The sequence below is a fragment of the Pseudonocardia halophobica genome (assembly GCF_050948485.1).
Lineage (GTDB): Bacteria > Actinomycetota > Actinomycetes > Mycobacteriales > Pseudonocardiaceae > Pseudonocardia > Pseudonocardia halophobica.
The window spans coordinates 2,729,041-2,755,004 of sequence record NZ_CP192046.1 but is presented as its reverse complement, the minus strand read 5'-3'; the positions used below and the strand labels follow the sequence as shown (position 1 = coordinate 2,755,004).

The following is a 25,964-nucleotide window of genomic DNA, read 5'->3' as shown; positions in this document are numbered from 1 at the left end:
GGGGCCCACGAGTATGTGGTGCGGCCACACCATCCTCCGAATCCGGTGTGGGCGCAGCCCGGCTCAGGTGCGCTCCGGCGTGGCCCCCGGACCATCCGGGCGGACCACGGCCACCGGCGCGAGGGCGTGATGGAGCAGCGCCCGGCCCGTCGAGCCGAGCAGCAGGCGGCCGACCGGGCCGCGCCCGCTCGAGCCGACGACCACCAGCCGGGCGTGCGCCGAGCGGGCGACGAGGGTCCGCGCGGGCGGCCCGTGGACGAGCTCGCGCGACACCCGCACGCCGGGGTACTTGCCGGTCCAGCCCGCGAGCCGCTCGGCCAGGAGCTCGCGCTCCTGCTCCTCCAGCTCCGCGAGCCCGGCGAGCGCGTCGGGGTCCTCGAGGTGCTCGAGCCAGGCGTGCACCGCGACCAGCGGCGCCGCCCAGGCATCGGCCTCCGCGAAGGCGAACGCCAGCGCGGGCTCGCTCGCCGGCGACCCGTCCACCCCGACGACGACCGGCCGGGTGCGGTCGGTGTGCATCAGCGCGGCGTCGGACAGGACCGGGCCACGGACCACGACGAGCGGGCACGGGGTCTGTCGCGCGAGCGCCGCGCCGACCGACCCGACCAGCAGCGAGGCGAACCCGCCGATGCCGCGCGTCCCGACCACCAGCACGCGCGCACCCGCCGCCTCGCGCAGCAGCACCTCCGCCGGGTCACCCTCGACCACCGCCTGCTCGACCGCGAGCTCGGGGACCACCGCCCGTGCGTGGTGCGCGGCGTTCCACAGCTGGTGGTGGGCGTGCGACCAGAGCAGCGACGACGCCTCGGGCGCCGACGACGGCGGCAGCTGGTAGGCCCGCACGAGCCGCAGCACGCACCGGTGCCGGGCCGCCTCGGCCGCCGCCCAGCGCGCCGCCTCGTTCGCCAGGTCCGACCCGTCGATCCCGGCGACGACGGTGCCCGGCAGGCTCATCCCGACCCTCCGCCGTCCGGGCGCACCACCAGCACCGGGCAGTGGGCGTGCTGCAGCAGCGCGTGGCTCACCGACCCGAGCAGCAGCGCGGCCGCGCCCCCGCGCCCCCGCGACCCGACGACGACGAGCGCGGCCCCGGCCGACTCGGCGACCAGCGCCCGCGCCGGCCGGTCCCGCACCACCAGCCGGCGGACCTCCACGTCGGGGTACTTCTCGGACCACCCCGCCAGCCGCTGGGCCAGCAGCGCGCTCTCCTCGGTCTCCAGGGCCGCCCAGTCGATCACCGGGGCGAGGGCGGGCTCGAGCATGTCGTCGAGCCAGGTGTGCACGGCGACGAGCGGCGCGGACCGCAGCGCGGCCTCCTCGTACGCGACCGCGAGGGCGGACTCGCTGGTCGGCGACCCGTCGACGCCGACGACCACGGGCCGGTCCCCCTCGGCCCCCTCGCCCGGGTCGCCCCGCACCACCGCCACCGGGGACCGGCCCCGGGCGGCGAGCGCCACCGCGACCGACCCGACGAGCAGCCCGGTGAACCCGCCCAGGCCCCGGCTGCCGACGACGGTCAGCACGGCCCGGTCCGACTCGTCGAGCAGCACGGGGACCGGGAACCCGGTCCGCAGCTCGGCCTCCGTCGCGACGCCGGGCGCGACCTGCGCGGCCAGCTCGGCCGCCGAGGTGAGCACCCCGCGGGCGGCCTCGGTCATCACCCGCCGGTAGCTCGTGCCGAGGCCCGGATTGCCGACGTGCCCGGCCGGGATCGGCGCGAACGCGGCCACCAGACGCAGCGGGGCGCCGCGGCGCGCGGCCTCGGCGGCGGCCCAGCGCACCGCGTCGCGCGCCGAGTCGGACTCGTCCACGCCGACGACCACCGGCCCGCCGGCGGTCCGCTCCGGGGTGCCGGTCACGCCGGGGTCCCCGCCTCGGGCCGCACCACGGCCACCGGGCAGGCCGCGTGGTGCAGGACGGCCTGGCTCACCGAGCCGAGCAGCGCCCCGGCGACCGTGCCCCGCCCCCGCGAGCCGACCACGACCAGCGCCGCCCCGGTCGAGCGGTCCACCAGCTCCCGCGCCGCCCCGTCGACCACGATCACGGCGCGCACGTCGACGCCGGGGTACTTCGCGGTCCAGCCGGCCAGCCGCCCCTCGAGGGCCTTCTCCTGCTCCGCCTGCACGACGCTGCGGTCGAGCAGCGGCACGAGGAAGGGATCGAGCACGGCCTCGCTCCACGCGTGCACCGCGACCAGCGGCACCGACCGCCGGGACGCCTCCTCGAACGCGACGCCCAGCGCGGCCTCGTTCTCGCCGCCGCCGTCGCTGCCGTCGACCCCGACGACGATCGGCCCGTCCGGCGCCGTCGTCCCGCGGACGACCACCACGGGGCATTCGGCGTGCGTCGCGACGGCGACCGCCACCGAGCCGAGCAGCAGCCCGGTGAAGCCGCCGCGGCCGCGCGTGCCGACCACGACCAGGGCCGCCCGCTCGGACTCGATCCGCAGCACGACCGGGGCCTCGCCGCCGCGCACCTCGCGTTCGATCTCCACGCCGGGCGCGACCTCCCGGGCCGCCGCGACCGCCGCCTCGAGGTGTTCCTCGGCCGCGCGGGCGGTGACCTGCCGCTGGTACTCCTGCCCGAGCGCGGGCAGACCGGCGGGCTGGAACGTCGTCCAGCCGACGGCCGCGACGAGCCGGAGCCGGGTGCCGCGGCGGGCCGCGTCGGCCGCGGCCCAGCGCGTGGCGTCGAGCGCCGAGTCGGATCCGTCCACGCCGGCGACCACGGCGCCACCGAGCTGGTTCGTCATCGTTCCTCCCCCGGACGCCCCGGGACGTCACCGCGGGCGTCGTCACCGATGTCGTCGCGGATGTCGACGTGATGTCGACGGGGACACGGTGACCCGGGGCCGGAGGCCGCCGCTGCTGCTCTCCGGCCCGGTGGGAGGGGACGAAGGACCCCGCCGCCCGGGAACGCGCCGGGCTCAGCCCACGGGCGTCCCGCGCCGGGGCCGCCAGCCGCGGCCGGTCTCGTCCGGGACCAGCGGGCGGCCGCAGCCGCAGCGGGAGTGCGCCGACTCCCAGCTCACCGCCTGGGCGGGATGGTTGACCCGGACCGTGGCGCCGCAGGCGGGGCACTCCCCCACCCAGATCGCCTCGACCAGGCCCGACTCGTACCGCAGGTCGTTCCGGTGCACGACACCCTCCTCGGATACCCCCGGACGTGTAGCGCACCGGGCGGGGCCGCCGCCAGGGTCCTTCGGCCCCTCCGGGGTCCTCGACCCGCTCAGCCCGCGAGGGCCGGGGCGACGGAGTCGAGCAGGGCCAGCACCCGGCCGGGCAGCACGGGTCTGCGGTCCTCCACCCCGTCGACGACGAGGTCCACCCCGACCGTCGCGGCGCGGTGCCGCGCGTGCCGGAGGACGTCGAGGCCGCGGCACTCGAAGGAGCGGACGTCGCGCAGGTCCACGACCAGCCGGCGACGGTTCCCGGCCGGGCCGCCGACCAGCGCCGACGAGTCCCGCAGCAGGTCGTCGAGCAGGCGGAGCAGCCGCGTCCCGTTGCCCGCGTCGAGGTCGCCGGCCACACGCACCAGGACGGTGCCGCTGCCCGGTACCTCGACGGAGAGCTGGACGGGAAGCGCCGAGGTCATGGGTTCCGCTCCTTCCACGCCCGTCCGGGCGCGGGTCGGCCCGTCGGGCTCGACGGGGTCGTCACGGGGAATGCCACAACCCTCCGTCGCGCCGACACGCGGTCAGTACCCGCGGAGGTCCCCGGCGGTCGGGACCAAGGTCCCGAGGGCTTGCACGCGAACCCGTACAGCCGTCAACCCGTGGAGGCCCGGCCGGTCCAGCGCGGCTCCACGTCGGCCCACTCCCGCTCCCACTCGGCGGCGCGCAGCCGCGCGACCCCGGCGAACGCCAGCTTCGCGAGGCCGCCCACCGCGAGCCCGCCCAGCAGCAGCAGCGTGCCCGCGGACGTGAGCGTCACGAACGTGACCTCCTGCGCGGCAAGGGGGGCGCGGACCAGCCGGCCGTCGTCGGTCACCCACGCGCCGACCTCGTCGCCGACGTGCTTCGGGGCGGCGACCTCCGTGCGCCCGACGCGCTCGACGCCGTCGGGCCCGGTCCACCGCACGTCGGCCGGGATCCGGTTGCCTGCCTCGGGGACCACGGGGACGTCCTCGGCGACGACGGCGGTGACCGGGGTACGCTCCCGGGCCTCGGTCGCGGCGCGCGCGGAGAGGTCGCGGTGGATGCCGAGCCCCACGACGAGGGCCGCGCCCAGGGCGACCAGCACCAGGGCGCAGATCACCCACGCGGCGAGGTCCGCGATGCGGTCGGACCGGCGCCGGGGCAGCCGGGACCTGCGCGGCGGTGGGGCCATGGCGGACAGCCTCGGGAGGCCGGCGCACGGCGGGCAGGGCCGAAGGTCCGCAGGAGTCCCGGCGTCGGTCGGGACCGGGACCCGCCCGTCAGGACAGGGCCGCCACCCAGCGCAGCCGGGAGCCGCTCGGCGTGCGTGCGGACAGCTCGAAGCTGCCGCCACGGCGCCGCGCCCGCCGTTCCAGGTTCGCCAGGCCGCTGCGCCGCGGGCCCCCTCCGGGCCCCTTCCCGTCGTCGGTGACCAGCAGCGAGAGCCGGTCGTCGCCGTCGGAGGTCTCGGCCACGACGTCGACCTCCACCCGCGACGCCTCGGCGTGCTTGGCCACGTTGGCCAGGGCCTCCCGCAGGACGGCGACCAGGTCGTCGACGAGGGTCTCGTCGTGCGCCGCGGCGACGAGCGTCTCGGCCGGGCCGCTGAAGCGCAGCAGCGGGGTGAACCCGAGCAGTCGCGCCGACTCGGTGACCACGGCGAGGATCCGGCTGCGGACGCCCTCGTCGTCGCCGGTGTGCTGCAACGAGAAGATGCTCGTGCGGATCTGCGCGATGGTGTCGTCGAGGTCGTTGATCACCTGGGCCAGCCGCGTGGCCTCCGGGCCGGTGAGCCGGGAGGCCACGCCCTGCAGCGACAGGCCCGCCACGAAGAGCCGCTGGATCACGTGGTCGTGCAGGTCGGCGGCGATCCGCTCGCGCTCGTCGAGCACGTGCAGCCGCTCCCGCTCGACGCGCGACTCCGCGAGCTCCAGCGCGATCGCGGCCTGGTTGGCGAAGCCGGCGGTGAGCTTCTGGTCCTCGAGGGTGAACACCGGCCTGCCGACCTCGCGGGCCAGCAGCAGCACACCCTCCGTCCGCTCGGCCCCGAGCAGCGGGACGACGAGCACCGGCCCGATCCGCAGCTCGACCACCGCGACCGCGGGTACGAGGTCGTGCAGCTCCCGCGGGTCGGAGAGCCGCAGCGGCCGGCACGTGTCGAACACGTGCCCGGACAGGGAGCCCGCCCGTTGCACCACACCGCCGAGCAGCTGTTCGGCGAGCTCGTCCTGCCCGGGGCCGCCGACGGCGATCTCGATCCGCAGCGTGGCCTCGTCGTCGGGCAGCAGCACGACGGCGAGGTCCGCGCCGGTGAGCCCGCGGCTGCGCTCGGCGATCGCGGTCAGCGGCCGGCCGTCGGAGGGGTCCAGCGTCTCGCGGGTCACCTCGGCGGTGGCGGCGAGCCACTCGCCGCGGCGGCGGGTGGACTCGTAGAGCCGGGCGTTGTCGATCGCGACGGCCGCCGTCGCGGCGAGCGCGCGCATGAGGTCCTCGTCCTCCGGCGTGAACTCGCCGCGCCCGCACCCGGCGAGGTAGAGCCCGCCGAACTTCTCGTCCCGCACGCGGATCGGGACGCCCAGGAAGCTCGTCATCGGCGGGTGCCCCGGCGGGAGGCCCGAGGACCGCGGGTCGTCGGCGACGGCGCGCAGCCGGATCGGCCTCCCCTCGTCGATCACCGCGCCGAGCAGCCCCTTGCCCTCGGGGAAGGTGTCCATGGACCGCACCGTCGCCTCGTCCATGCCGACCTGGACCAGCTCGGCGATGGTCCCGTCCGCGCCGAGCACCCCGAACGCGGCGAATCGCGCGTCGACGAGCTCGCGCGCGGCCTCGCAGATCCGCCGCAGCACCGCGGGCAGGGTCAGGTCGGAGACGACGGCCTGGTTGGCGCGCAACAGCCCGCGCAACCGGCCCTGGGTGGCCATGACCTCGCCGGCGCGGTCGACCAGCTGGCGCAGCAGCTGCTCGAGCTCCAGGCGCGGCAGGTCGGGGAAGGTCAGCGCCGGCTCGGCCGGACGGGACCGGCCCGGGCCGGTCGTCCGGGCCCGCTCGGCGGAGGACGGCTCGTCGGACATCGGCCCCCCTGCGCACGGTCCCCGGCGGCGTGGTGCGCCGACGCCCCCACGACGCACCCCGGACCTGCACGCTACGCAGGGCGGGACCTGCGCGCCAGGGGCCCGGCAGGGCTAACGAACAGGCACCCGGCCGGGGGAACCCGCAGCTCCGCGGGCCGTCGTCGGCGTCCCGGACGGAGGACTTCCGGCCCTGCCGGGGCGGGGCCCCGGCCACGGAGGCTGGGGCGGTGATCGTGCACTCCCCCGCACCCCGCCCGCTCGTCCCGCCCCGTCCGGGGCCCGGTGCCGGGACGGTCCGCCCGTGACGCTCGCCGCGCCGGTGCGCCCGGTCCTCGTCCTCGACGACGGCGGGACCGTGGCCGGGATCGCCGCCCAGCGCTGGGCCGCGGCCGAGGCGACCCGCCGGGACCTGCCGCTGCAGCTCGTCGGCACCCGGGCGGACGGCGCCCGCGCCGTGCGCCGGCTGCGCGGCGAGTACCCGCGCCTCCCGGTCGACCTGCGCCGGCTGCCCGGCCCGGTCCGGCGGGCGCTGCGCCCGCTGACCGCCGACGCCGCGCTGCTGGCACTGCCCGCGCCGGCCTCCGAGCCGGTGCTGTCGAACTCCTTCTGCCCGACGGCCGTCGTGCCGGCGGACGAGACGGCCCGCGGCCGCGTGGTGGTCGGGGTCGCGCCGTGGACCCCGGAGGAGGTGCTCTGCACGGCCGTCGACGAGGCCCTCGAGCGCGACGCCGAGCTGGTCGCGGTGCGCGTCTGGCGCGCCGGGGGCCGCGGGCTGCCCGACCTCGCCCGGCTGCTGCCCGGTCCGTTCGGCCCGGACGCGGGCTGGGGCCACGGCGGGAACGACACCGCCGAGGGCGCCCGGCGCGATCTCGACCAGCTGTTGTCGCCCTGGCGGATCGGCTACCCGCAACTGCAGCTGCATCCGCTGGTGGTGCACGGCGACCCGGCCGCGGTGCTCACGATGCTGTCGGTCGACGCCGAGCTGCTCGTGGTCGGCCGCTCCGGCCGCGGGGCCCTGCTGCGCGCCGTCGCCGGCTCGCCGGGCGACGACGCCGTGACCGCCGCGCGCTGCCCGGTGCTGGTCGTGCCCGAGCCGACGCCCCCGCGCGGCGAGGTGCTCGCCCTGCCGGGGTTGCTGCCGGTCGGGCCGACCGGCTGAACCCCGGATTCAGCCCGGATCAGCCCGGGTCAGACCAGGTCAAGCTCCGCGAGGTCGAGCAGGCGCTGGCGGGCCAGCCGCTCCAGCAGCTCCGGCACGGCCCCCGCGGGCACGCCGGACAGGTCCGCCCGGCACGCGCGCACGACTTGTGCCACCACCCCGTGCGGCACGCGCCCGGAGAACTCGATCGCGAGCCGCGCGACGGCGGAGGTGACCGCGTCGAACTCCCGGATCGGGAGCGGGGTCGACGTGAGGGGCAGAGCGGTGAGGGTCATCGGGCTCCTCGTGCGGCGCCGCGCAGGACGCGGCGGGCCGGGCAGGTGGACGAGCGGACCGGTGGGCCGATCGGTGAGGTTTCGGGCGGCCCGGTGGCTCCGCCGTTGCTCCGACGGAGCCCGGGACACGCACGCATTGCCGCGGTTCGCGCGGCGTCGGGACCGGATACTGCCCGGCGGGGCCGCCGCGCACCAGGGCCGGAAGTCCCTACTACCTCCGGGACCCGCCGGACCCTGGCCCCGGCGCGCCCGACGCGCGATCCTGAGGTGCCCCACCCGCGTGCAGGGAGGCATCGTGCAGGCTCATGTCGGCGACCGCATCGTCATCGAGAGCAACCACCTCGACGCCGCCCGGCGGCGCGGGACGATCGTCGCCGTCCTCGGCGGCGAGGGCGACACCGAGCACTACCGCGTCCGCTGGCAGGACGGCCACGAGTCGGTCTTCTTCCCCGGCCCGGACGCGCACGTCGACACGGCCCGCTGAGCGCGTGCGCGGTGGTCCGGGGCTTCGGACCCTGGCCAGGGCCCCGTCCGGGCGGGAGGCTCCGCGGATGCAGGTCCGCGAGGTGATGAGCCGCCCGGTGCTCGTCGTGGCGGTGGCCTCCACCGTGCGCGACGCCGCCGCGGCGCTCGCCGCCCACGGGCTCTCGGACGTCCCGGTGGTCGACGAGCGGGACCGGTTCCTCGGCATGCTCGCCGAGGCCGACCTCGTCCCGGACCGGTTGGACGGTAGGCGGGGCGCCACCGCCGTCGGGCCGCTGGTGCGCACGGACGCCCCGACCGCGACGCCCGACGGCGACCTGCTCGGCCTGGTGCACCGCATGCGCGAGGCCGACGTGCGGGTCGTGCCGGTGCTCGACGGGGACCGGGTGGCCGGGATCGTCACCCTGACCGACCTGTTGCGGGTGCTGGGGGACGCGCGGTGAGCGGCTCCGGGGGTGCCCCGGGGAACGGCGCGGGAAACGGCTCGGGGAACGGCGCCGTCGAGCTCGCCGAGCGCTTCGCCCGGCTCGCCCGGGCGCTGCGCACCGCACCGACCCCCGAGGACGCCCAGGAGCGCGTCACGCTCTACGCCGTGGCGACCGTGCCCGGCTGCGACCACGCGGGGATCTCCCTGGTCGACCGGCACGGCGGCGTGGTCTCCGTGGCGTCGACCGGCGGCACCGCGCGGCGGGTCGACCAGATCCAGCAGGAGGTCGGCGAGGGCCCCTGCCTCGGCGTGATCCACGACCGCTTCGTCTGTGCGGTGGCGGACCTGGACACGGACGCCCGCTGGCCCGGGTTCAGCCGCCGCGCCGTCGCCGAGACCGGGGTGCGCGGGCTGCTGTGCTTCCGGCTGTTCGTCGAGGACGACGTCCTGGGCGCGCTCACCCTCTCCTCCGCCACCCCGGGCGCCTTCGACGACCACGCCGTCGCCGTCGGCACCGTCCTCGCCGCGCACGCCGCCCTCGCGGTCACGGACGCCCGCAACCGCCGCCGCGCCGCCGAGCTCGACGAGGCGCTGCGCTCGAGCCGGGACATCGGGATCGCCCTCGGCATCCTCATGGCGCGCAGGCTGGCCACCCGCGGCGAGGCGTTCGACCTGCTGCGCACCGCATCCCGCCGGCTGCACCGCAAGCTGCGCGACGTCGCCCTGGACGTCGTCGAGACGGGCACGCTTCCGGCGGCTGCGGCGGCGCACGCCGAGCGATAATCTGCCCGGATCCGGTCCGCCTGAGCCCACAGCGCAGCCGGCAGTCCGAGCGGGTCCCATGAACCCACCGCCGTCCTCGGCGCGCGCGACCGCGACGCGGTACGCACGGGTCCCGCTCCCCCACGGTCGCGTCCGGCCCGGTGCGTGCCCCGCCGCCCGCGGACGTCCCCTCCCGAACGGACCCGGGTCACCCACCCGCGCTACACCCCCCAGCCCCCGGGTGGGCGGCCCGTCCGCCGGTGCGGGTCCGACGTGGCGGCCGCCGCCGCGCGTCCGGGCCCGCACCGGTCCCCCGGTTCCTCCGGCCCGCCGGGCGGCCCCACCCGTTCCGGCGAATCCGGCGGTCGTTCCCGTCGGCCCCTTCCGCCGCGCGTCGCGCCGAGGCACGCTCGACGCACCACGGCGGGAGGGACCGCGATGACCGAGCCGACCGGCGCACACACCCTGTCCGACGCGCTGTCCGACGCCCTGGCGGCCACGGGCCGCGCCCGCACCGGGATCCCGCAGGGCAAGCGCTGGACCGTGATCGTGGACCTCGAGGCGGGGTCCGGGGTGACACGGGCCGTCGCGCGCCTGCACGACCGGGTCTCCGACCGGCTCGTCGGGACCGGGCAGGCGCGGCTGGCCCCACCCGACGCGGACGTCCCCGGCCTGGCCGACGAGCTCGCCGCCGCCCAGGCACTGGCCGACCTCGCCCGGGTGATGCAGCAGATGGCGCACAACGAGGTCGAGGGCGCGACCGACGTCCGCGGGCACCTCACCACACCGGGCTGAGAGCGCCCTGCGACCCCCGGGAATACGGGACTTTCGACCCTGCTCGGGGCGGGGTCGGCGAGGGCACCATCGACGTCGCCGGCAGCGTGAAGGCACCGCGCCGGCCGCCACTCGTCGTTGGGGAGCGGACGGGTGGACCCGCCGGGGCGGGCGTTCACGGGGAACGCCCGCCCCGGCCCACGCTCGGCCCACGCTCGCCTGGGAGGGACCCGCGGTGACCCTGTCCGGATCGCCCGTCGCGGTCGGCGTCGACGGGAGCAACGCGTCGCTGCTCGCCGTCGCGTTCGCCGCGGGCGAGGCCCGCGCGCTCGGCGTCCCCCTCGTGCTCGTGCACGCGGTGCGCGCGGACGAGTCGACGCACCGGGCCGAGGCGCTCCTCGAGCGGGCCACCGCCCGGGCCCTGGCCGTCGCCCCCGAGGTCGAGGTGCTGCGCCGGGTCTCGCACTGGGCGCCCGGACCCGCGCTGCTCGAGGCCGCCCGTGCGGCGTCCCTGCTGGTCGTGGGCATGGGCGGGCGGGACGACCCGCCGGAGGCGGCCGACGACTCCGTCGCCCTCGACCTGGTCGGCCGGGCCCGCTGCCCCGTCGCAGTCGTGCGCGCGCCGCACCGAAGACACCGCTCGGTGGTCGTCGCCGCCGTCGCCGACCCCGTGCGGGACGCCCCGCTGCTCGCCGCCGCGTTCCCGCTCGCCGCGGGCCGCGGCGTCCCGCTCGTCGTCGAGGTCCCCGAGACCGGCGACGCGGACGCCGACCTCCTCGCCGCCGCCGCGCTGGACACCGCGCTCGAGCCGTGGACCACCCGGTTCCCCGAGGTCCGGGTGGAGACGGCCGGGGTGCGGGGCCCGTTCGTCGAGCACGTGCTGGAGCGCGCCGCCGGCGCCGCGGCGCTGGTCCTGGGCAGGCCGGAGGGGGCCGGGCGCTGGGACGAGCCGGCCCGGCTCGCGGTGCACCGCGGCCCGTGTCCGGTGGTCGTGGTGCGGACCGCGGCGGCGGCCGAGCGCGCCGGCGCCTGACGGTCGGAATCACGACCTTCGGCCCTGCCGAGGACGGCGGCGAGGGAGAAGGCTGGCGAGGGGCGGCACGGGGGGGCACCGTGCCCGGATCCGGGGGTGGAGCATGGGGCGTTTCGGCATGGACGTCGGCACCGGCACCACGGTGCTCTACGACGCCGAGGGCGGGTTCCAGTACGACGAGCCGTCGGTCATGCTCGGTCGCCCCGGCGGCCGCGGCGTGAGCGTGGGCCGGGAGGCGGCCGACCTGGTCGACCGGATCCCGTCCGGCTCGCTCGCCGTCCGGCCGGTGCGCGACGGCGTGATCACCGACCTCGACACCGCCCGCCGCTACCTGCGCGCCGTCGTCCGCCGGGTGCTCCCGCGCCCCTGGCAGCGGACCCGCCTGGCCGCCGCCCTCACCGTCCCCGCCGGCGCCAGTCCGCTCGAGCGCCGCGCCCTGGTCGAGGCCGCCGAGGAGGCAGGCATCGTGCGCGTGCTCGCCCTCGCCGGCCCGGTCGCGGGCGCGATCGGCTGCGGCGTCGACCCGCTCGACCGGCGGGTGCACATGGTCGCCGACGTGGGCGCCGGCACCGCCGAGATCGTCGCGATGTGCTACGGCGAGGTGCTGGCCGTGCGGTCGCGCCGGGTCGCCGGGGACGCGATCGCGGCCGCCGTCCGCCGGCACGTGCGCGAGCAGCACCACCTCTCCCTGGGCCGCGACGCCGCCGAGGACCTGACGATCCGCGTCGGGGCGGTCCCCGACGGCGGCGAGGTCACGGTCGTCGGGCGCGACGGCGACAACGGCCGGCCCCGCACGCTGCGCATCCCCGCCGGCGAGCTGCACTCCGTGGTGGCGCCGCGCGTGGCGGAGCTCGCGACCTCGTTGATCGGGTGCCTCGACGACCTGCCCGCCCGTGCGCTCGACGACCTCGCCGCGGACGGCGTCCTGCTCGTCGGCGGTGCCTCCCCGACCCGCGGGCTGCGCGCGGCCCTGGAGGCGGGGCTCGGGCTGCCGGTGAAGCAGGCGGAGAACCCGTCGACGTGCGTGGCCGAGGGGGCCGCCCGCGCCTTCACCCTGCCCGGCGTGCTCGAGACCTACGCCCGCGGCTGAGGCGGCCGCAGGATCTCTCAGGGCACGGGCGGCGACGCCTGGTACTGCCGCAGCCCGTCGATGACGATCCGGCTCGCGCTGTTGGCGCCCTTGCCCGGCCCCTGGACCAGGCCCGTCATCACCACGGTCGGGGCGTCGAACGGCGCGGCGGCGGAGGTCCAGTTGTCGTACTCCTCGGCGGACAGGCTGCCGTCCTGCGCGGTGCCGGTCTTCGCGCCCGAGTCCAGCGGCACCGTGGACAACGACGTGGCCGTGCCCCCGCGCACCGCCGCGCGCATCCCGTCCCGCACGGGGCCGAGCGCGGAGGCGAAGGGCACCGCGACGGGCGGTGGCACGGGCAGCGCGGTGAAGCCGGCCTCCGGGGTGCCGACCGCGAGCCCCAGCCGCGGCGTGACCAGCTGCCCGGTCGCGATCGCGGCCGTCCAGCGGGCGTTCTGCAGGGGCGTGACCTGCAGCGGGCCCTGCCCGATGCCGAGGATCACCGTCGTGCCGCCGTACCAGTGCCCGCCGTCGTCGGCGATCGACTGGGGCGTGCCGAGGTAGCCCGCGGACTCGCCGGGCAGGTCGATGCCGGTCGGCGACCCGACACCGAGCGCGTGCGCGGCCTCGATGATCGGGTCGGGTCCCATGAGGGCGGCGAGCCGGTAGAAGTAGACGTCGTTCGACCACGCGATGGCCTGCGGGAGGTTCATCGGCCCCATGGGCTTCCAGTTGTCGAACGTGTGCCCGGCCAGGGTGAAGCTCGCGCCGGTCGGGACGATCGACGCCGGCGGGATCGTCCCCGTCACCATGTTCGCGGCCGCGACGACCAGCTTGAACGTCGAGCCCGGCGGCACCGCGACCTGGCTGGCGTGCTCGAGCGTCGGGTGGCCCGGGCGCGCCTCCACGGCCCGCAACGCCTGCACGTCGAGCGGCGGCCCGTACAGGTTGTTGTCGTAGGAGGGCAGGCTGGCCAGGGCCAGGACCTGGCCGTTGCGCGGGTCCATGGCGACCGCGGCGCCCACGGCCCGGGGGTTGCGCTGCCCGGCGAGCGAGGCGCGGACCGAGTCGGTCAGCCGCTGCTGCAGCGGCAGGTCGAGCGCGGTGCGCAGGTCGGCGCCCGGGACCGGGTCGCGCCGGGTGCCGAGCGCGGTGGGGACACCGGACGGGGTCACCCAGTAGCACTGCTCGCCGTCGAGGCCCCGGAGCACGGCGTCGTAGCTCGCCTCCAACCCCGCCCGTCCGACGACGACGCCGGGGCCGAGCGTGGGGTCGCGCCGGGTCTGCACGTCGGTCGCGATCCCGGTGTAGCCCAGCACCGGGCCGAGCAGCTCGCCCGTGGGGTAGCTGCGGCGCGGGACCGCTTCGACCCGCACGCCGTCGAACCCGGTGACCGTGCGCGCCTGGGCGATGGGGAGCTCCGCCAGCTCCAGCGACAGCGTGGTGTCCGGGGCGGCGTCGAGGGCCGCGCGCACGTCCGCGGGCGGCCTGCCGAGCAGGCCCGCGAGCCGGTCGACCTCGCCCGGCCGGACCAGGCCGGGAACCGCCTCGATCTTCGCGGTGCCGGCGTCGGTCGCGGCCGCGTCGATCGCCAGCACGGCCCCGTTGCGGTCGGTGATCTCGCCCCGCGGCGCCGGCAGCCGGACGCACCGGGCCATCTGTTCCTGGCCCGCGGCGACCAGCGCCGGCCCCTCGACGGCCTCGAGCCGCCAGCCGAAGGCGCCGAACGTGAGCAGCAGGCCGGTCACGCCCAGTGCGGCGACACGGACCAACCGCGGGCGCAGCCGCTCGGGCGCCGCCCACAGCACGCGGCGGGCCCCGTCGCGCCGGACCCCGAGCACCACGCCGATCGCCGCGAGGTGCACCACCACGGCGGTGCCGCCGTAGCTGACCAGCGGGAACGGCACCCCGGCGAGCGGCAGGAGGCCGAGGTTGCCACCGACCGACACCACGACCTCGGCGCCGAACAGCACGGCCAGCCCGCCCGCGAGCAGGGCCCCGTGGGCGGTGCGCGAGGTGCGCGAGGCGACCGCGAGCCGCCACACCAGGACGACGGCGGCCAGCAGCACCACCACGCCGGCGACCATCCCGAACTGCAGGACGAGGCTGGCCGGGGCCAGGTCGGTGTCGCGCTCGGGCAGGTACCGCTCGAGGACGTTCGTCAGCGGGTCCCCGGCCTGCCCGAACGGGCCGCCGGAGGCGAGCGCGATCCGGGCCTGCGCGACCGCCCAGCCGGACCCGGCCGGCGACTCCGCGGCCCCCGCCAGGAAGCTGCCGAGCCGCTCCACCTGGTAGGGCCGCAGCAGCCCGACGACCAGCGGCGCGGCGACCGCTGCCCCGGCGAACACCGGCAGCACGAACCGGGCCGGCACCCGCCCGATCACCAGCAGCGCCACGGAGACGACCACCAGCAGCGTCGTGGTGCTCAGGTCCGGCTGCAGCACGGTCAGCACGATCGGGATCGCGGCGAGGACCAGCGCGCCCAGGAACCGCTGGTAGGCCGGGCGCCCCGACCCGAGGACCCCGGCGACCACCAGCAGCAGGCCCAGCTTCGCGAGCTCGGAGGGCTGGAAGGTGAACCCGCCGACGGCGATCCACCGGGTGGCGCCGTTCGCGCTCAGGCCGACCACGGGCACCGCGGCGAGCAGGACCACCGCCAGCGCGTAGCAGACGACGCCCAGCACGCCGAGCAGCCCGACCCGGACCCGCCAGAACAGCGCGAGCAGCACCAGCCCGCCGGCGGCGATGATCCCCTGCCGCACGGCGGTGTCGATCCCCTCGACGACGGCGAGGTTGGCCAGCCCGGCGACGACCAGCACGAGCGTGGCCACCACCGCGACGACGTCGAACGCCAGCCCGTGGTTCCGGCGCGGCCGGGGTGGCCTGGGCGGCCGTTCCCCCGTCGCCCACGTGGACACCCGGCGCCGACCGGGCAGGAGCCGTCGGAGCCGTCGCGCGGGCCTCATCGGGGCCACCGGCCGGTCACGGCGCGCACCCGCCCGTCGGCGGGACCCGGACCGCCGGGCTGGCCGCCGCCCCCGCACCGCCGGTGACGACGGTGAGCGCGGTCGCGGCGGCGTCGGGCACCCGGACGGCGGCGACGACGTCGGCGCGGTCCACCCCCGCCGGCACGCTCACCGTTCCCCCGGCGAGGGTGGCGCCGGCGCCGCCGCACAGGTCGTCGAGCCGCACGGTCCAGTCCACGGCCACCGGCTCGGGCGCGGGACGCAGCCCCACGTGGATGCGGACGAGGCAGTCCTGCCCGGCCCCGCAGGCCCGCACGGTGCGCAGGTCGACGGACCCGACCGCCCCGTCGGCCGCCGGCGCGGGCGCGGCCGGCAGCGGCGGCAGCACCGGGCCCGGCGCGGGCGCGACCGCGGCGTCGCGGCCGCTGGCGAGCAGGAGGGCGATGTCCGCCTCGATCCGCTCGTGCAGCAGCGACCACTCGACCGCCAGCACCGCGCAGACCACCAGCGGCCACGCCACCCACAGCCACCAGCGACGACGCCGTGCGCGCGCGCCCGCGTACCCCCCGGCCCGAACCACCCCGCAGCCCCCCTCGTCCCCGCCACGGCCCGTGTGTCGTCCCCGCCGGACACGGTGCCGCAGGAGGGGCGGACGGGGGCAGGGGCGGACGGCCCGGCGGGGTCCACCGGGTCCCGGGGCCGAACGGGTCCTTCCCGGGTCCATGGACCCTGGCGCGCCTGTGTGGACCGGCGAGGATCGGGCGACCGGCCCCCGTGTCAGGTCACAGGGCGAGCAGATCACACGGCGTCAGATCACGCCCTGCGCGCGCAACGCGGCCCGGCGCTCCTCGGACAGGCCGAGCAGGCCGCCGTAGATCTCGTCGTTGTGCTCGCCGAGGTCCGGGCCGAGATGGTCGATGCCGCCGGGCGTCACCGAGAAGCGCGGGACCGGCGCCTGCACCCGCATCGCGCCCAGGTCCGGGTCCGGTACCTGCGGGAACACGCCGCGGGCCTGCAGCTGCGGGTCCGCGAGCAGCTGCTCGGCGTCGTAAGATCGGGGCGGCCGCGACCTCGGCCTCCTCGAACACGGTCATCGCGTGGTCGAGCGTGTGCGCGGCGATCCACTCGGCCATCACGGAGTCGATCAGCGCGGCGTTCCGGAGCCGCTGCTGGGCCTCGGCGAAGCGGGGATCCCGGGTGCGGTCCTCGCGGCCGACGGCCCGCAGCGCCCGAATCGCGATCGTCGGGGCACTGCCCGACATGGCCAGCCAGTGCCCGTCCTTGGTCCGGTACGTGTTGCGCGGGGCCGAGATGTCCCAGCGGTTCCCGGTGCGGGCGGGCACCTCCCCGAGCTGGTCGTAGGTCAGCACCGGCTGCTCGATCAGCCGCGCGAGGGGCTCCACCAGGTTGACGTCGATCAGCTGGCCCGGGCCGCCGTGCACGTCGCGGTGGTAGAGCGCCATCATCACGGCGTAGGTCGCGGTCAGCGCGGCCACGCCGTCGGCCAGCATGAACGCCGGCAGCGTCGGCGGGCCGTCCGGCTCGCCGGTCAGGTGGGCGAACCCGCTCATCGCCTCGCCGACCGTGCCGAAACCCGGCCGGTCCGACTTCGGCCCGCCCGCCCCGAACCCGGTGACGTGCAGCATCACCAGCCCCGGGTTGGTCGCCGCGAGCGCGGCGTGGTCGAGGCCCCACCGCGCGAGCGTCGACGGGCGCAGGTTCAGCACCACGACGTCCGCCGTGCCCGCGCAGCAGGTCCCGCCCCGCCTCCTCGCGCAGGTTGAGCGTGACCGACTTCTTGTTGCGCCCCAGGCTCTTCCACATCAGCCCGACGCCGTCGCGCTGGGCTCCCCCACTGCCGCAACGGGTCGCCGCCGTCGGGCTGCTCGACCTTGATCACCTCGGCGCCGTGCTCACCGAGCCACGTCGCGACGAGCGGCCCGGCGGCGAGCGTCGCCCCGTCGACGACGCGGATCCCGGTCAGCGGTCCCGAACCCATCCGAACTCCTCGGCTCCCGTGCGGATCCGGCCTGCGCGGGCGCTAGCCGGCGAGGCCCTGCAACCAGGCGCGGACCCGTGGCAGGGTCTCCACGCCCGTGGTCCGGGCGACGTCGCCGGCGAGATCCGCGATCGACACCCCGCGCAACGCGCCGCGCCACGCCCGGTCCGCCTCGATCATCACCCGTGCGATCGGGCACGGCGTGGTGCACGCCTCCGGCGCGGCGGCCAGCGGCCCACGCTGCCGGATCTCGGTGCAGACGAAGGCGGGCTCGGCGCCGTCGACCGCCTCGACGACGTCGAGCACGGTGATCTCCCCCGCGGCCCGGGTCAGCACGTACCCGCCCGCCTGCCCCTGCACCGAGCGGACGAGCCCGGCCCGGGACAACGCCTGCAGCTGCTTGGCCAGGTAGGTCGGCGACACGTCGTGGAACTCGGCGAGCTTCGCCGCGGGGACCGGGTCGGTCGTGCCGGTCAGCACCACGCAGCAGTGCAACGCCCACTCCACCCCCCCGGACATCTTCACCGTCGCAGCCTACTTGACTCGGACAGAAGATGTCCGAGTAAAATCTCGGACAAAAGATATCCGGGTTCACGGGAGGGAACGGCCATGCGGATCGTCGTCGTCGGAGGAACGGGCCTGATCGGGAAGGCGCTGGTCGCGGCGCTGCGGGAGCGGGGCCACCAGGCGGTGCCCGCCTCGCCCTCGACCGGGGTCGACACGCTGACCGGCGCGGGCCTCGCCGAGGCCCTGGCCGGCGCGCAGGTGGTCGTCGACGTCACCAACTCGCCGTCGTTCGCGGACGGTCCGGTGCTCGACTTCTTCACCCGCTCGACCACCACCCAGCTCGCCGCCGAGCGCGAGGCGGGCGTGGGCCACCACGTCGCGCTCTCGATCGTCGGCACCGACCGGCTGCCCGACGCGGGCTACCTGCGCGCCAAGGTCGCCCAGGAGGAGCTGATCACCGGCTCGGGGATCCCGTTCACGATCCTGCGCGCCACCCAGTTCTTCGAGTTCCTCGGCATGATCGCCGACTCGGCCACCGAGGGCGGCTCCGTCACCGTGCCCGAGGGGGCGTTCCAGCCCGTCGCCGCGGCCGACGTCGTCGGCACCCTCGTCGAGCTCGCCACCGGCGCGCCGGTCGGCGGCACGATCGACCTGGCCGGCCCCGACCGCCGCACGATGGAGGAGTTCGTCCGCGAGTTCCTGGCCGCCCGCGAGGATCCCCGGACCGTCACCACGGGCCCCGACGCCCGCTATTTCGGCACCGCAATCGGCGACGCGCTGGTCCCGACCGGCGACGCCCGGATCGGCGTGACCCGGTTCGAGGACTGGCTCAAGGCCTGAGGCCTCTCGATCGCCCCGGCTCGGCGGGGTACCCGGGCGTGGTGGAGCTGGTCGTGATGGTCGGCCTGCAGGGCGCGGGCAAGTCGACGTGGGTGCATGGGCACCTCGCCGCCACCCACACCGTGGTGAGCAAGGACCACTGGCCCACCGCGAAGCGCCGGGGGCAGCGGCAGCGCCGGGTGCTGGAGGAGCTCCTCGCGGCCGGGCGGGACGTGGTCGTCGACAACACCAACGCCTCGCCCGAGGACCGGGCCGGGCTGATCGCGGTCGCCCGGGCCCACGGCGCCCGGGTCCGCGCGGTGCACCTCGCCACTTCCCTGGAGCTCTGCCTCGAGCGCAACGACCTGCGGACCGGCCGGGCGCGGGTGCCGCTGGTCGGGGTGCTGGGGACGCGCAACCGGCTCGTCCCGCCGTCGGTCGAGGAGGGCTTCGACCGGGTCGACGTCGTGTGTCCGTCGTGACGGGCTGCCGGGCCGCGACGGGTGTCGGTCAGCTCGTCCGGTCAGCTCGTCCGTGGGTCCTCGCGGGGCGGGAAGTTCCGCATCTGCTCGGGCCGGGGCTCGGGGCGAGGCAGTGGCGGGCCACCCGGAGTGGTGCGCGGGACCGGCGGGCCGGTCGGGGCGACCTGCGGGACCGGCGGGCCGGTCGGGGCGGCCGCCGCGACGCCGCCGGGGCCGGGCGGGGGCATCGGCGAGCCCGGCGATGCCGGGGTCGAGGTTGCGGCAGTGGTGGTGGTCGTGGCCGATTCCGACGCCCGTTCGGCGAAGGCCAGCCACACGCCGCACAGCCCGGTGATGAACAGCAGGCCGGTGACGATGCCCTCGATCTGCAGCGGGCTGATCGCCAGCGCACCGGCCGGGACGAACGCAGCCGCCACGACCAGCGCGTACAGCAGCGGGTCCAACACCGCGAGCCGCCGGCCCGGCACCCGCGCCCGGCCCGTGCGCAGCAGGTAGCGGAGGGACTCGACCAGTCCGATCGCCCCGCCGATCGCGAACGTGGCGCGCCACACCAGCCCGTTGTCGCCCGGGGTGGTACCCAGCATCGACGCCAGCCCGAGCACCCCCGGCAGGAAGAACTTCAGCGCCAGGTGCAACGTCGCCGCGTGTCGGTCCGGATCCGAGCGCCAGTTGCCGTGCGCGAACTGCATGACGCCGAACCACAGTCCCAGCAACGTGAAACTCGTGCCGCTCAAGGTCTGATAGAAGGTGACGGTCGGGTCCACGATGATTCCCCCCTCGACGCCGCGGCGAGCGGCGTTCGGGGGCCCATCGTGCTGGTCCCGGGCGTTCGCGGGAAGGGGCATTTCACAAGGCTCGCCTGCGCACACGGACCTTGATGCCGCCGACCGTCGCCGCAGAATGGACCGCCGCGACCGGCAGAAGGCGAATTCGAGAGCCCGTTTCGGGTGGCTGCCAAGGCATTTCGTGAATTAGTCGGGGCGGAGCAGCGCGGCTCACGCGAACCCCCGCTCGATGGTTCAGAACGACGACGACGCCGTGACCGGGAGACGTGAAGGCAGACGGTTGCGCGGTGGCGTCGGCGGCCACCAGATGACCACCAGCGGGTCCGGCGGCGCCAGCAGGCCCGACGAGGGATGATCGCGCGGTTCCCTTGTCGGGCAGTCGGGTCCGCCGGCCGCGGGTCGCCTGACCCCGAGAGGACCGGATTCGAGTGCGCGACACGCCAGACCGCCGAGGCGCCGGGAGCTGATCGAGGCGGAGCGGCGCCGGGAAGCGCCACGCTCCGCACGACGGGCAGAACGGCGACGGCTCGTCGAGATCGGTGATCGGGGCGCGGTGGCGGGCGGGGCCTTTCGACCGCCGCCGGCAGGCGGCAGGCGATCAGGGTGGGGCGGGGCGTCCTCGGCCCGAGTGCCGCTGTCGGAGTGCTCGCAGCAGGGCACGTCGCCGGGTGAACCGGCAACGGCGCCGGGGCAGCAGCGGGCGGAAGCGCTCGATCCTCGGGTGCCGCCGTCTGTTCGCACAGCGGACGAGGTCGACTCCGCGAGGACGGGTTCGAGTGTGCGACATGCGAGATCGCCGAGGCGTGCGGGAGCTGGCCGGCGCGGAGCGGCGCGGGTAGCGCAGCACTCCACCCCGACCGATCAGAACGGCGGCGGCTCGTCCAGGTCGGTGATCGGGGGAGGTGCTGGCGGCCGGGGCTCCTCGACCGGTGTCGGCGGCCGCCAGACGATCAGGGGTGGGTCGGGGTGGTCCTCGCTCTGGTCGGTTCCGTCGTCGGCGCAGCACTGGTCATCTTCGGACGGGACGGGCAGCGGCGGTGGGGGCGGCGGGAGCAGGGGTTCGGCGCGGGTGCGGTGGACCCGGCCGAGCGGGCTGCGCCAGACGAAGATTCCGGGTTCGGGTTGGGTCAGGGTCCAGCCGCGGTGTTTGAGGCCGTGGTCGTGCCGGCAGGCCGGGCCCAGGTCCGCGGCGGTGGTCGGGCCGCCGCGGGCGTGGTCGCGGGTGTGGTCCAGGTCGGCGTTGCGGGCCGGGGTGAGGCAGCCGAGGAAGGTGCAGTGCCGGTCGCGGAACTCGACATGCCGGCGCAGCCCGGTGTGTGGGAACCGGGCGCCCGGGTCGTCGTCGAGGGGGCGGCCGCGGGCGGCGAGGATTTCGGTGAGCACCGGGCGCCAGGAGCCGGGCAGGTCAGGGCCCGGGGCGGCGAACCGGGCCAGCAGGTCGGCGTCGACGAGCAGATCGACCAGCCCCGGCGCACCCTGATCGGTCGCCACCCGCGCGGTCCGGTCGAGGTCGCTGAGGGCGGGTCGGGTGCGCAGCGCCCCGGCCCGGAGCAGCCGCCCGTCCGGGCCGGTGAGCGCGTACCGCCACGGCGCCCGGTGTTGGGCGGCGACCAGCGGGCGGGCCCGGGAGGCGGGGATGGGTCCCAGCGCGGGCAGGGTTGCGGGCCGGTCGTCGAGCCCGAGCAGGGTGGACAGCGCGATCTGCAGATGCACCCCGCGCCGCGCCCGCATCGGGAACCCCGCCGCAGCAGCGTCCGTTGGCTCTGCCTCGGCCTTCTCTGCCTCGGCCTTCTCTGCCTCGGCCTTCTCCGGCCCTGCCTGCTCCGGCCCTGCCTGCTCCGGCCCTGCCTGCTCCCGCGCTGCGTGCTTCACCTCGTCGCAGGCCCGCTCGCCCTGGCCCAGGTCGGCCTGCGCCGGCTCGGCCTGCGCCGGCTCGGCAGGAGGCGCCGTCTGGGCAGCGTCGCCCGATTCCGCGCCCGCGCCCGCGTTCGACCGGGCTGCACGGTCGCCGGAGGGGACCCGTCGGCATCGGCTCCGGGGCGGAACGAGGCCACCGTCAGCGGCGCAGCGGGTGGGCGGGACGGGGTGGGCCGGCGCGTGCCGGCCGGTCGCCTCTGTGCGCGCGTCGAGGGCTGCGTGGGCGGGTCGGTCCGGGTGGCGTCGTGGAGCAGGGCGGTGATGATCTGTTCGTCGGTCAGGCTGTGCAGCCGGCCGTCGAGGAACCCGACGAACAGGTCCACCCGGATCTGGTCCAGCCGGCCCGGGTGCCCGGCCCGGCGGACCTGGTGGGCCAGCCGGTCGATCCGGGCCACCGCGGCGTCGGCGTCCTCCGGGGCCACCCCGTGCGCGGTGATCGTGGCGGTGCCGTCCTCGGTCACCCACGCCGACACCCCCCGCCGCGCGTGCGCCCGGCGGAACAACCGCTCATAGTGCGCCGGATCGATCTCCATGATCAACCGACGCAGCCGGCGCGAGATCTCACTGGTGGTCCACCGTCGGGCCCGGGGCAGCACCAGCGCGCACAGGTGCGCGATCTGCGCCGCCGGCAACCCGACCAGGTGCCGCAGGAACACCCCGGCCTTGGGTGGGTCGATCCGCCCGCGCTCCAGCGCCGCCCACACCGCCGGCAGCTCCACCACCAGCGCCACCGCGTCGTCGGCGTGCCCGTCCGCGGCCCGGCGCGTCCACGCCAGCGCGGCCCGGATCTCATCGGCCCAGTCCAGGTACGGATCCGGCAACTCGGCCGCCGAGTCGGGGTGCTCCGGGTCGGCATAGCCCACCGCGACCATCGCCCGCGCGAACCGGGCCCGGGTATGGCTGTCCTGGCGGTGCCACGCCTCGAGCACCGTCAACCGGTCCCGGGCGGGCACCGCGGCCAGGTCGATCCGGTCCAGCGCAACCGCCAGTGCCGGGCCGGGCGGCAGGTCCGCCAACCCGGCCGGAAGACACCCGGTCGACTGCACGGATCGAACATACATTCGACCCCCGACAGTTTCGGGCGCTCCTCCGACATGCCTCCAAAGGGCATCGGTGGCCCAGACCACGGCGGTCCGCACCACGGACACGATCAGCTCAGGCGCCGCGTCACCAGCGAGCCGCCGACTGCCGACTCACCCTCCTGACCAGCGAGAACAGGTCGGCCGCCGAACCGCTGCGGGCCACCAGGAACGCCCGCTCTGCCGAACCCCCGCCCCGCGTACCAAGTGCGCGAGGCCTGCTGGAGCGGTACGGGCCCCTCCCGACCCACCACTGCATCTCCGAGGGCCGACCGAGCATCGCCCGTCAGATTCCCCGACCCTTCTCAACGCCCCGACCGCATCCCCGCCAGGCCTCGCGTCCCGCGCCCGGCGCCTGGGGCCGGCCGCTCGCTCCGACCGAACGCCCGGTACGACCGCCTCGACCCCGCCGCCGATCGCGTCCTACAAGCCGCCCACGACCAGCCACCCTTCACATTCCCGGCCCCAACCCCTCCACCCCGACCATCCGGGCGGTGCTGGTCTCCTCCCGCACGGTGCGGATCCCGGCGTACTCGGGTCCCTCGTAGAAGGTCTCCCACGCCTCCCGCGACGGGAACTCCAGCAGCACCAGCCGGGCCGGCGTCCATCCGCCCTCGTAGACCGTGTGGGCGCCGCCGCGGACGAGGTAGCGGCCACCCGCCGCCTCGAGGGCCGGACGCACCTTCTCCATGTACGTCCGGTACCGCTCGGGCTCCCGGATCTCGACGTCGACGAGGACGTAGTAGCGGCCCGGGGCCGGTTCGGCGTCGCCGGTCATGGCACACCCCCTTGTGCACGGAGGCCGACGATGCTCCCACCGCCGGGTCGTCGCGCACATCCCCCGGGAACGCCGGAGGCCCCGTCCGACCAGGGACGGGGCCTCCGCGGCGGGGTCAGACGCCGCGCAGCAGCGCCTCGAACGACGGGGCGTCGGCGAACGGGTCGGCCGTCCGCGCCGCCGGGCGCGCGGCGACCAGCTCGGCCAGCTCCTCGGCGGCGCGCTCGATCCGCGAGGCCAGACCGTGGCTCGCCTCCCCCGCGCCACCCCAGTCCTCCGACGCCGCGAACACGGCGGTCGGCGTGACGACGGTGCGCAGGTAGGCGAACAGCGGCCGCATCGCGTGCTCCAGCGCCAGCGAGTGCCGAGCCGTGCCGGCTGTCGCGCCCATCAGCACGGGCTTGCCGGTCAGTGCGTCCTTGTCGACGACGTCGAAGAAGATCTTGAACAGCCCGCTGTACGACGCCGAGAAGATCGGCGTGACCGCGACGATCCCGTCCGCCCCGGTCACCGCGTCCAGCGCGGGCCGCAGCTCGGCGTTCGCGAACCCGGTGACCAGGTTGTCGGCGAGGTCGCGGGCGTGCTCGCGCAGCTCGACGACCTCCACCTCGGCCTCGACACCGCGACGGCGCAGGGCCGCCACGGTCGCCGAGGCCAGCCGGTCGGCCAGCAGCCGGGTGGACGACGGGACGGAGAGTCCCGCGCTCACCACGGCGATCCTCCGATGTTCCATGATCAGGCCGCCTCCTCCCGGGCCTGCCCGGTGACGTCGTCCGCCGGGGCGTACACGGTCGAGTCCTTCGCGCCCCGCGCGGCGACCAGGGACTCGTGGGTCGGGGCGTCGGGCACGTGCGCGGGCTTGAGCGCGGCGAACTCCTTGCGCAGCACCGGCACGACCTCCTCGCCGAGGATGTCGAGCTGCTCGAGCACGGTCTTCAGCGGCAGGCCCGCGTGGTCGACGAGGAACAGCTGGCGCTGGTAGTCGCCGACGTAGTCCCGGAACCCGAGGGTCCGCTCGATGACCTGCTGCGGGCTGCCCACGGTCAGCGGGGTCTCCCGGCTGAAGTCCTCCAGCGACGGCCCGTGCCCGTAGACCGGGGCGTTGTCGAAGTACGGCCGGAACTCGTCCACCGCGTCCTGGCTGTTCTTCCGCATGAACACCTGCCCGCCGAGCCCGACGATCGCCTGGTCGGCGGCGCCGTGGCCGTAGTGCTCGAAGCGGCGGCGGTAGAACTCGACCATGCGCTTGGTGTGCTCGGCCGGCCAGAAGATGTGGTTGTGGAAGAAGCCGTCGCCGTAGTACGCGGCCTGCTCCGCGATCTCCGGGCTGCGGATCGATCCGTGCCACACGAACGGCGCGACGCCGTCGAGCGGGCGCGGGGTCGACGTGAAGCCCCGCAGCGGGGTGCGGAACCGGCCCTCCCAGTCGACCACGTCCTCGTCCCACAGCTTGCGCAGCAGGGCGTAGTTCTCGACGGCCAGCGGGATGCCGTCCCGGATGTCCTTGCCGAACCACGGGTAGACGGGGCCGGTGTTGCCGCGGCCCATCATCAGGTCGACGCGCCCGCCGGCCAGGTGCTGCAGCATCGCGAAGTCCTCGGCGATCTTGACCGGGTCGTTCGTGGTGATCAGCGTGGTCGCCGTCGAGAGCTGCAGGCGCTCGGTCCGCCCCGCGATGTAGCCGAGGGTCGTGGTCGGCGACGAGGAGAAGAACGGCGGGTTGTGGTGCTCGCCCAGGGCGAAGACGTCCAGGCCCACCTCCTCGGCCTTCTTCGCGATCGTGACGACGTCCTTGATCCGCTCGGCCTCGGACGGCGTGCGACCGGTCGTCGGGTCGGTCGTGACGTCGCTGACGGAGAACACTCCGAACTGCATGACCCTCACCTCGTTGGTTGATGTGTCATCTACCTTCTCCGAACTCCGGTGACGTGTCAACTATTCCGGTACCGTGGTCCCCATGACCCGATGGCTCGACGAGCGGGAGCAGCGCGCGTGGCGCGGCTACCTCGCCATGCAGACCCAGCTGCAGGCCCTGCTGCACCGGCGACTGCAGGCGGACTCCGGGCTGTCGTACGCCGACTTCGACGTGCTCGTCGCGCTGACCGACCGCGACGGCGAGCAGGTGCGGGTGCTGGAGCTGGCCGAGGCGCTGCAGTGGGAGAAGAGCCGGCTCTCCCACCACCTGTCCCGCATGCAGAAGCGGGGCCTGGTCGAGCGGCAGGAGTGCACCGACGACGCCCGCGGCGCCTTCGTCGTCCTCACCCCCGAGGGGCGGCGCGCGATCGAGGGCGCCGCCCCCGCGCACGTCGAGGCGGTGCGGGAGCTCGTGTTCGACGGGCTCGGCGCCGACGAGGTCGACGCGCTCGCCGGCATCGCGGAGACCGTGCTCACCCGGATCCGCGCCGCGGGCTGATCGGGTCCCGCGCCGCGGACCGATCAGGAT

Annotated in this window: 29 protein-coding genes; 10 read left to right on the top strand and 19 right to left on the bottom strand. The window is 76.4% G+C overall.

The window, feature by feature from the left end; translation table 11 throughout:
- Window positions 1-63 precede the first annotated feature (63 nt).
- The 7 genes from ACQP04_RS13295 to ACQP04_RS13265 form a co-directional block, all read right to left on the bottom strand.
- A complete protein-coding gene (locus tag ACQP04_RS13295; RefSeq protein WP_433507349.1) occupies window positions 64-954 on the bottom strand; it encodes a universal stress protein in 891 nt (296 codons plus the stop codon).
- On the bottom strand, window positions 951-1,859 hold the full coding sequence (locus ACQP04_RS13290) for a universal stress protein (RefSeq protein ID WP_433507348.1): 909 nt from the start codon (window positions 1,857-1,859) through the stop codon (window positions 951-953). The genes ACQP04_RS13295 and ACQP04_RS13290 overlap by 4 nt, the downstream gene beginning before the upstream one ends.
- A complete protein-coding gene (locus ACQP04_RS13285; RefSeq protein ID WP_433507347.1) occupies window positions 1,856-2,752 on the bottom strand; it encodes a universal stress protein in 897 nt (298 codons plus the stop codon). The genes ACQP04_RS13290 and ACQP04_RS13285 overlap by 4 nt, the downstream gene beginning before the upstream one ends.
- A gap of 174 nt (window positions 2,753-2,926) precedes the next feature.
- A complete protein-coding gene (locus ACQP04_RS13280; RefSeq protein ID WP_037041199.1) occupies window positions 2,927-3,139 on the bottom strand; it encodes a hypothetical protein in 213 nt (70 codons plus the stop codon).
- 89 nt (window positions 3,140-3,228) lie between these two features.
- Window positions 3,229-3,594: an STAS domain-containing protein gene (locus tag ACQP04_RS13275; protein WP_037041196.1), complete on the bottom strand. Its 366-nt coding sequence runs from the start codon at window positions 3,592-3,594 to the stop codon at window positions 3,229-3,231.
- A gap of 173 nt (window positions 3,595-3,767) precedes the next feature.
- On the bottom strand, window positions 3,768-4,328 hold the full coding sequence (locus ACQP04_RS13270) for an Rv1733c family protein (protein WP_433507346.1): 561 nt from the start codon (window positions 4,326-4,328) through the stop codon (window positions 3,768-3,770).
- 88 nt (window positions 4,329-4,416) lie between these two features.
- Entirely contained in the window at window positions 4,417-6,207 is a 1,791-nt protein-coding gene (locus tag ACQP04_RS13265) for a GAF domain-containing protein (protein ID WP_433507345.1), read from the bottom strand.
- Window positions 6,208-6,508: 301 nt separating this feature from the next.
- On the opposite strand from ACQP04_RS13265, the gene ACQP04_RS13260 reads away from it, so the two are divergent.
- Window positions 6,509-7,366, top strand: a complete 858-nt coding sequence (locus ACQP04_RS13260; RefSeq protein ID WP_433507344.1) for a universal stress protein — start codon at window positions 6,509-6,511, stop codon at window positions 7,364-7,366.
- A 29-nt stretch (window positions 7,367-7,395) separates the two neighbouring features.
- On the opposite strand, the gene ACQP04_RS13255 is transcribed toward ACQP04_RS13260, so the two are convergent.
- Entirely contained in the window at window positions 7,396-7,641 is a 246-nt protein-coding gene (locus ACQP04_RS13255; RefSeq protein ID WP_433507343.1) for a hypothetical protein, read from the bottom strand.
- A 280-nt stretch (window positions 7,642-7,921) separates the two neighbouring features.
- On the opposite strand from ACQP04_RS13255, the gene ACQP04_RS13250 reads away from it, so the two are divergent.
- The 6 genes from ACQP04_RS13250 (at window position 7,922) to ACQP04_RS13225 (ending at window position 12,210) form a co-directional block, all read left to right on the top strand.
- Window positions 7,922-8,125: a DUF1918 domain-containing protein gene (locus tag ACQP04_RS13250; RefSeq protein ID WP_358211544.1), complete on the top strand. Its 204-nt coding sequence runs from the start codon at window positions 7,922-7,924 to the stop codon at window positions 8,123-8,125.
- Window positions 8,126-8,192: 67 nt separating this feature from the next.
- The gene (locus tag ACQP04_RS13245; protein ID WP_433507342.1) at window positions 8,193-8,567 is read left to right on the top strand and encodes a CBS domain-containing protein; all 375 of its coding nucleotides are present in this window, start codon (window positions 8,193-8,195) and stop codon (window positions 8,565-8,567) included.
- Window positions 8,564-9,334 carry a GAF and ANTAR domain-containing protein gene (locus ACQP04_RS13240; RefSeq protein WP_433507341.1) on the top strand — a complete coding sequence of 257 codons (771 nt, stop codon included), beginning with the start codon at window positions 8,564-8,566 and terminating at the stop codon, window positions 9,332-9,334. Before ACQP04_RS13245 ends, ACQP04_RS13240 begins: the two co-directional genes overlap by 4 nt.
- A gap of 417 nt (window positions 9,335-9,751) precedes the next feature.
- A complete protein-coding gene (locus ACQP04_RS13235) occupies window positions 9,752-10,108 on the top strand; it encodes a dsRBD fold-containing protein (protein WP_433507340.1) in 357 nt (118 codons plus the stop codon).
- Window positions 10,109-10,322: 214 nt separating this feature from the next.
- Window positions 10,323-11,120, top strand: coding sequence for a universal stress protein (locus ACQP04_RS13230; RefSeq protein WP_433507339.1), 798 nt, complete (start codon window positions 10,323-10,325; stop codon window positions 11,118-11,120).
- A gap of 103 nt (window positions 11,121-11,223) precedes the next feature.
- Entirely contained in the window at window positions 11,224-12,210 is a 987-nt protein-coding gene (locus tag ACQP04_RS13225) for a rod shape-determining protein (protein WP_433507338.1), read from the top strand.
- Between the two features lie 17 nt (window positions 12,211-12,227).
- On the opposite strand, the gene ACQP04_RS13220 is transcribed toward ACQP04_RS13225, so the two are convergent.
- The 5 genes from ACQP04_RS13220 to ACQP04_RS13200 all read right to left on the bottom strand — a co-directional run bounded on the left by ACQP04_RS13220 (window position 12,228) and on the right by ACQP04_RS13200 (window position 17,673).
- Window positions 12,228-15,107, bottom strand: coding sequence for an FtsW/RodA/SpoVE family cell cycle protein (locus ACQP04_RS13220; RefSeq protein ID WP_433507337.1), 2,880 nt, complete (start codon window positions 15,105-15,107; stop codon window positions 12,228-12,230).
- A gap of 64 nt (window positions 15,108-15,171) precedes the next feature.
- Entirely contained in the window at window positions 15,172-15,675 is a 504-nt protein-coding gene (locus ACQP04_RS13215) for a hypothetical protein (protein ID WP_433507336.1), read from the bottom strand.
- A gap of 262 nt (window positions 15,676-15,937) precedes the next feature.
- A complete protein-coding gene (locus ACQP04_RS13210; RefSeq protein WP_433507335.1) occupies window positions 15,938-16,882 on the bottom strand; it encodes a CoA transferase in 945 nt (314 codons plus the stop codon).
- Window positions 16,876-17,154: a CoA transferase gene (locus ACQP04_RS13205; protein WP_433507334.1), complete on the bottom strand. Its 279-nt coding sequence runs from the start codon at window positions 17,152-17,154 to the stop codon at window positions 16,876-16,878. Before ACQP04_RS13205 ends, ACQP04_RS13210 begins: the two co-directional genes overlap by 7 nt.
- A gap of 42 nt (window positions 17,155-17,196) precedes the next feature.
- Window positions 17,197-17,673, bottom strand: a complete 477-nt coding sequence (locus ACQP04_RS13200; RefSeq protein ID WP_358209177.1) for an RrF2 family transcriptional regulator — start codon at window positions 17,671-17,673, stop codon at window positions 17,197-17,199.
- 90 nt (window positions 17,674-17,763) lie between these two features.
- Here ACQP04_RS13200 and ACQP04_RS13195 point away from each other — a divergent pair, with 90 nt between their 5' ends.
- Both ACQP04_RS13195 and ACQP04_RS13190 read left to right on the top strand, forming a co-directional pair.
- Complete coding sequence (locus ACQP04_RS13195) at window positions 17,764-18,501, top strand: SDR family oxidoreductase (RefSeq protein ID WP_433507333.1); 738 nt, start codon at window positions 17,764-17,766, stop codon at window positions 18,499-18,501.
- A 41-nt stretch (window positions 18,502-18,542) separates the two neighbouring features.
- Window positions 18,543-18,962 (top strand): AAA family ATPase, encoded by a 420-nt coding sequence (locus ACQP04_RS13190; protein WP_433507332.1) that lies wholly within the window; start codon window positions 18,543-18,545, stop codon window positions 18,960-18,962.
- A gap of 41 nt (window positions 18,963-19,003) precedes the next feature.
- Here ACQP04_RS13190 and ACQP04_RS13185 read toward each other — a convergent pair whose 3' ends face one another.
- From ACQP04_RS13185 to ACQP04_RS13160, 6 genes are all read right to left on the bottom strand, one after another.
- Complete coding sequence (locus ACQP04_RS13185) at window positions 19,004-19,696, bottom strand: hypothetical protein (RefSeq protein WP_433507331.1); 693 nt, start codon at window positions 19,694-19,696, stop codon at window positions 19,004-19,006.
- 912 nt (window positions 19,697-20,608) lie between these two features.
- Entirely contained in the window at window positions 20,609-21,619 is a 1,011-nt protein-coding gene (locus ACQP04_RS13180; protein ID WP_433507330.1) for an HNH endonuclease signature motif containing protein, read from the bottom strand.
- Complete coding sequence (locus ACQP04_RS13175; RefSeq protein ID WP_433507329.1) at window positions 21,616-22,710, bottom strand: hypothetical protein; 1,095 nt, start codon at window positions 22,708-22,710, stop codon at window positions 21,616-21,618. The genes ACQP04_RS13180 and ACQP04_RS13175 overlap by 4 nt, the downstream gene beginning before the upstream one ends.
- A gap of 484 nt (window positions 22,711-23,194) precedes the next feature.
- Entirely contained in the window at window positions 23,195-23,521 is a 327-nt protein-coding gene (locus ACQP04_RS13170) for a DUF1330 domain-containing protein (RefSeq protein ID WP_433507328.1), read from the bottom strand.
- Between the two features lie 115 nt (window positions 23,522-23,636).
- Window positions 23,637-24,254 carry an FMN reductase gene (locus ACQP04_RS13165; RefSeq protein WP_433507327.1) on the bottom strand — a complete coding sequence of 206 codons (618 nt, stop codon included), beginning with the start codon at window positions 24,252-24,254 and terminating at the stop codon, window positions 23,637-23,639.
- Between the two features lie 2 nt (window positions 24,255-24,256).
- Entirely contained in the window at window positions 24,257-25,396 is a 1,140-nt protein-coding gene (locus ACQP04_RS13160) for an LLM class flavin-dependent oxidoreductase (RefSeq protein WP_433507326.1), read from the bottom strand.
- A gap of 82 nt (window positions 25,397-25,478) precedes the next feature.
- On the opposite strand from ACQP04_RS13160, the gene ACQP04_RS13155 reads away from it, so the two are divergent.
- Window positions 25,479-25,934 carry a MarR family winged helix-turn-helix transcriptional regulator gene (locus ACQP04_RS13155; protein ID WP_433507325.1) on the top strand — a complete coding sequence of 152 codons (456 nt, stop codon included), beginning with the start codon at window positions 25,479-25,481 and terminating at the stop codon, window positions 25,932-25,934.
- Window positions 25,935-25,964: the final 30 nt, after the last annotated feature.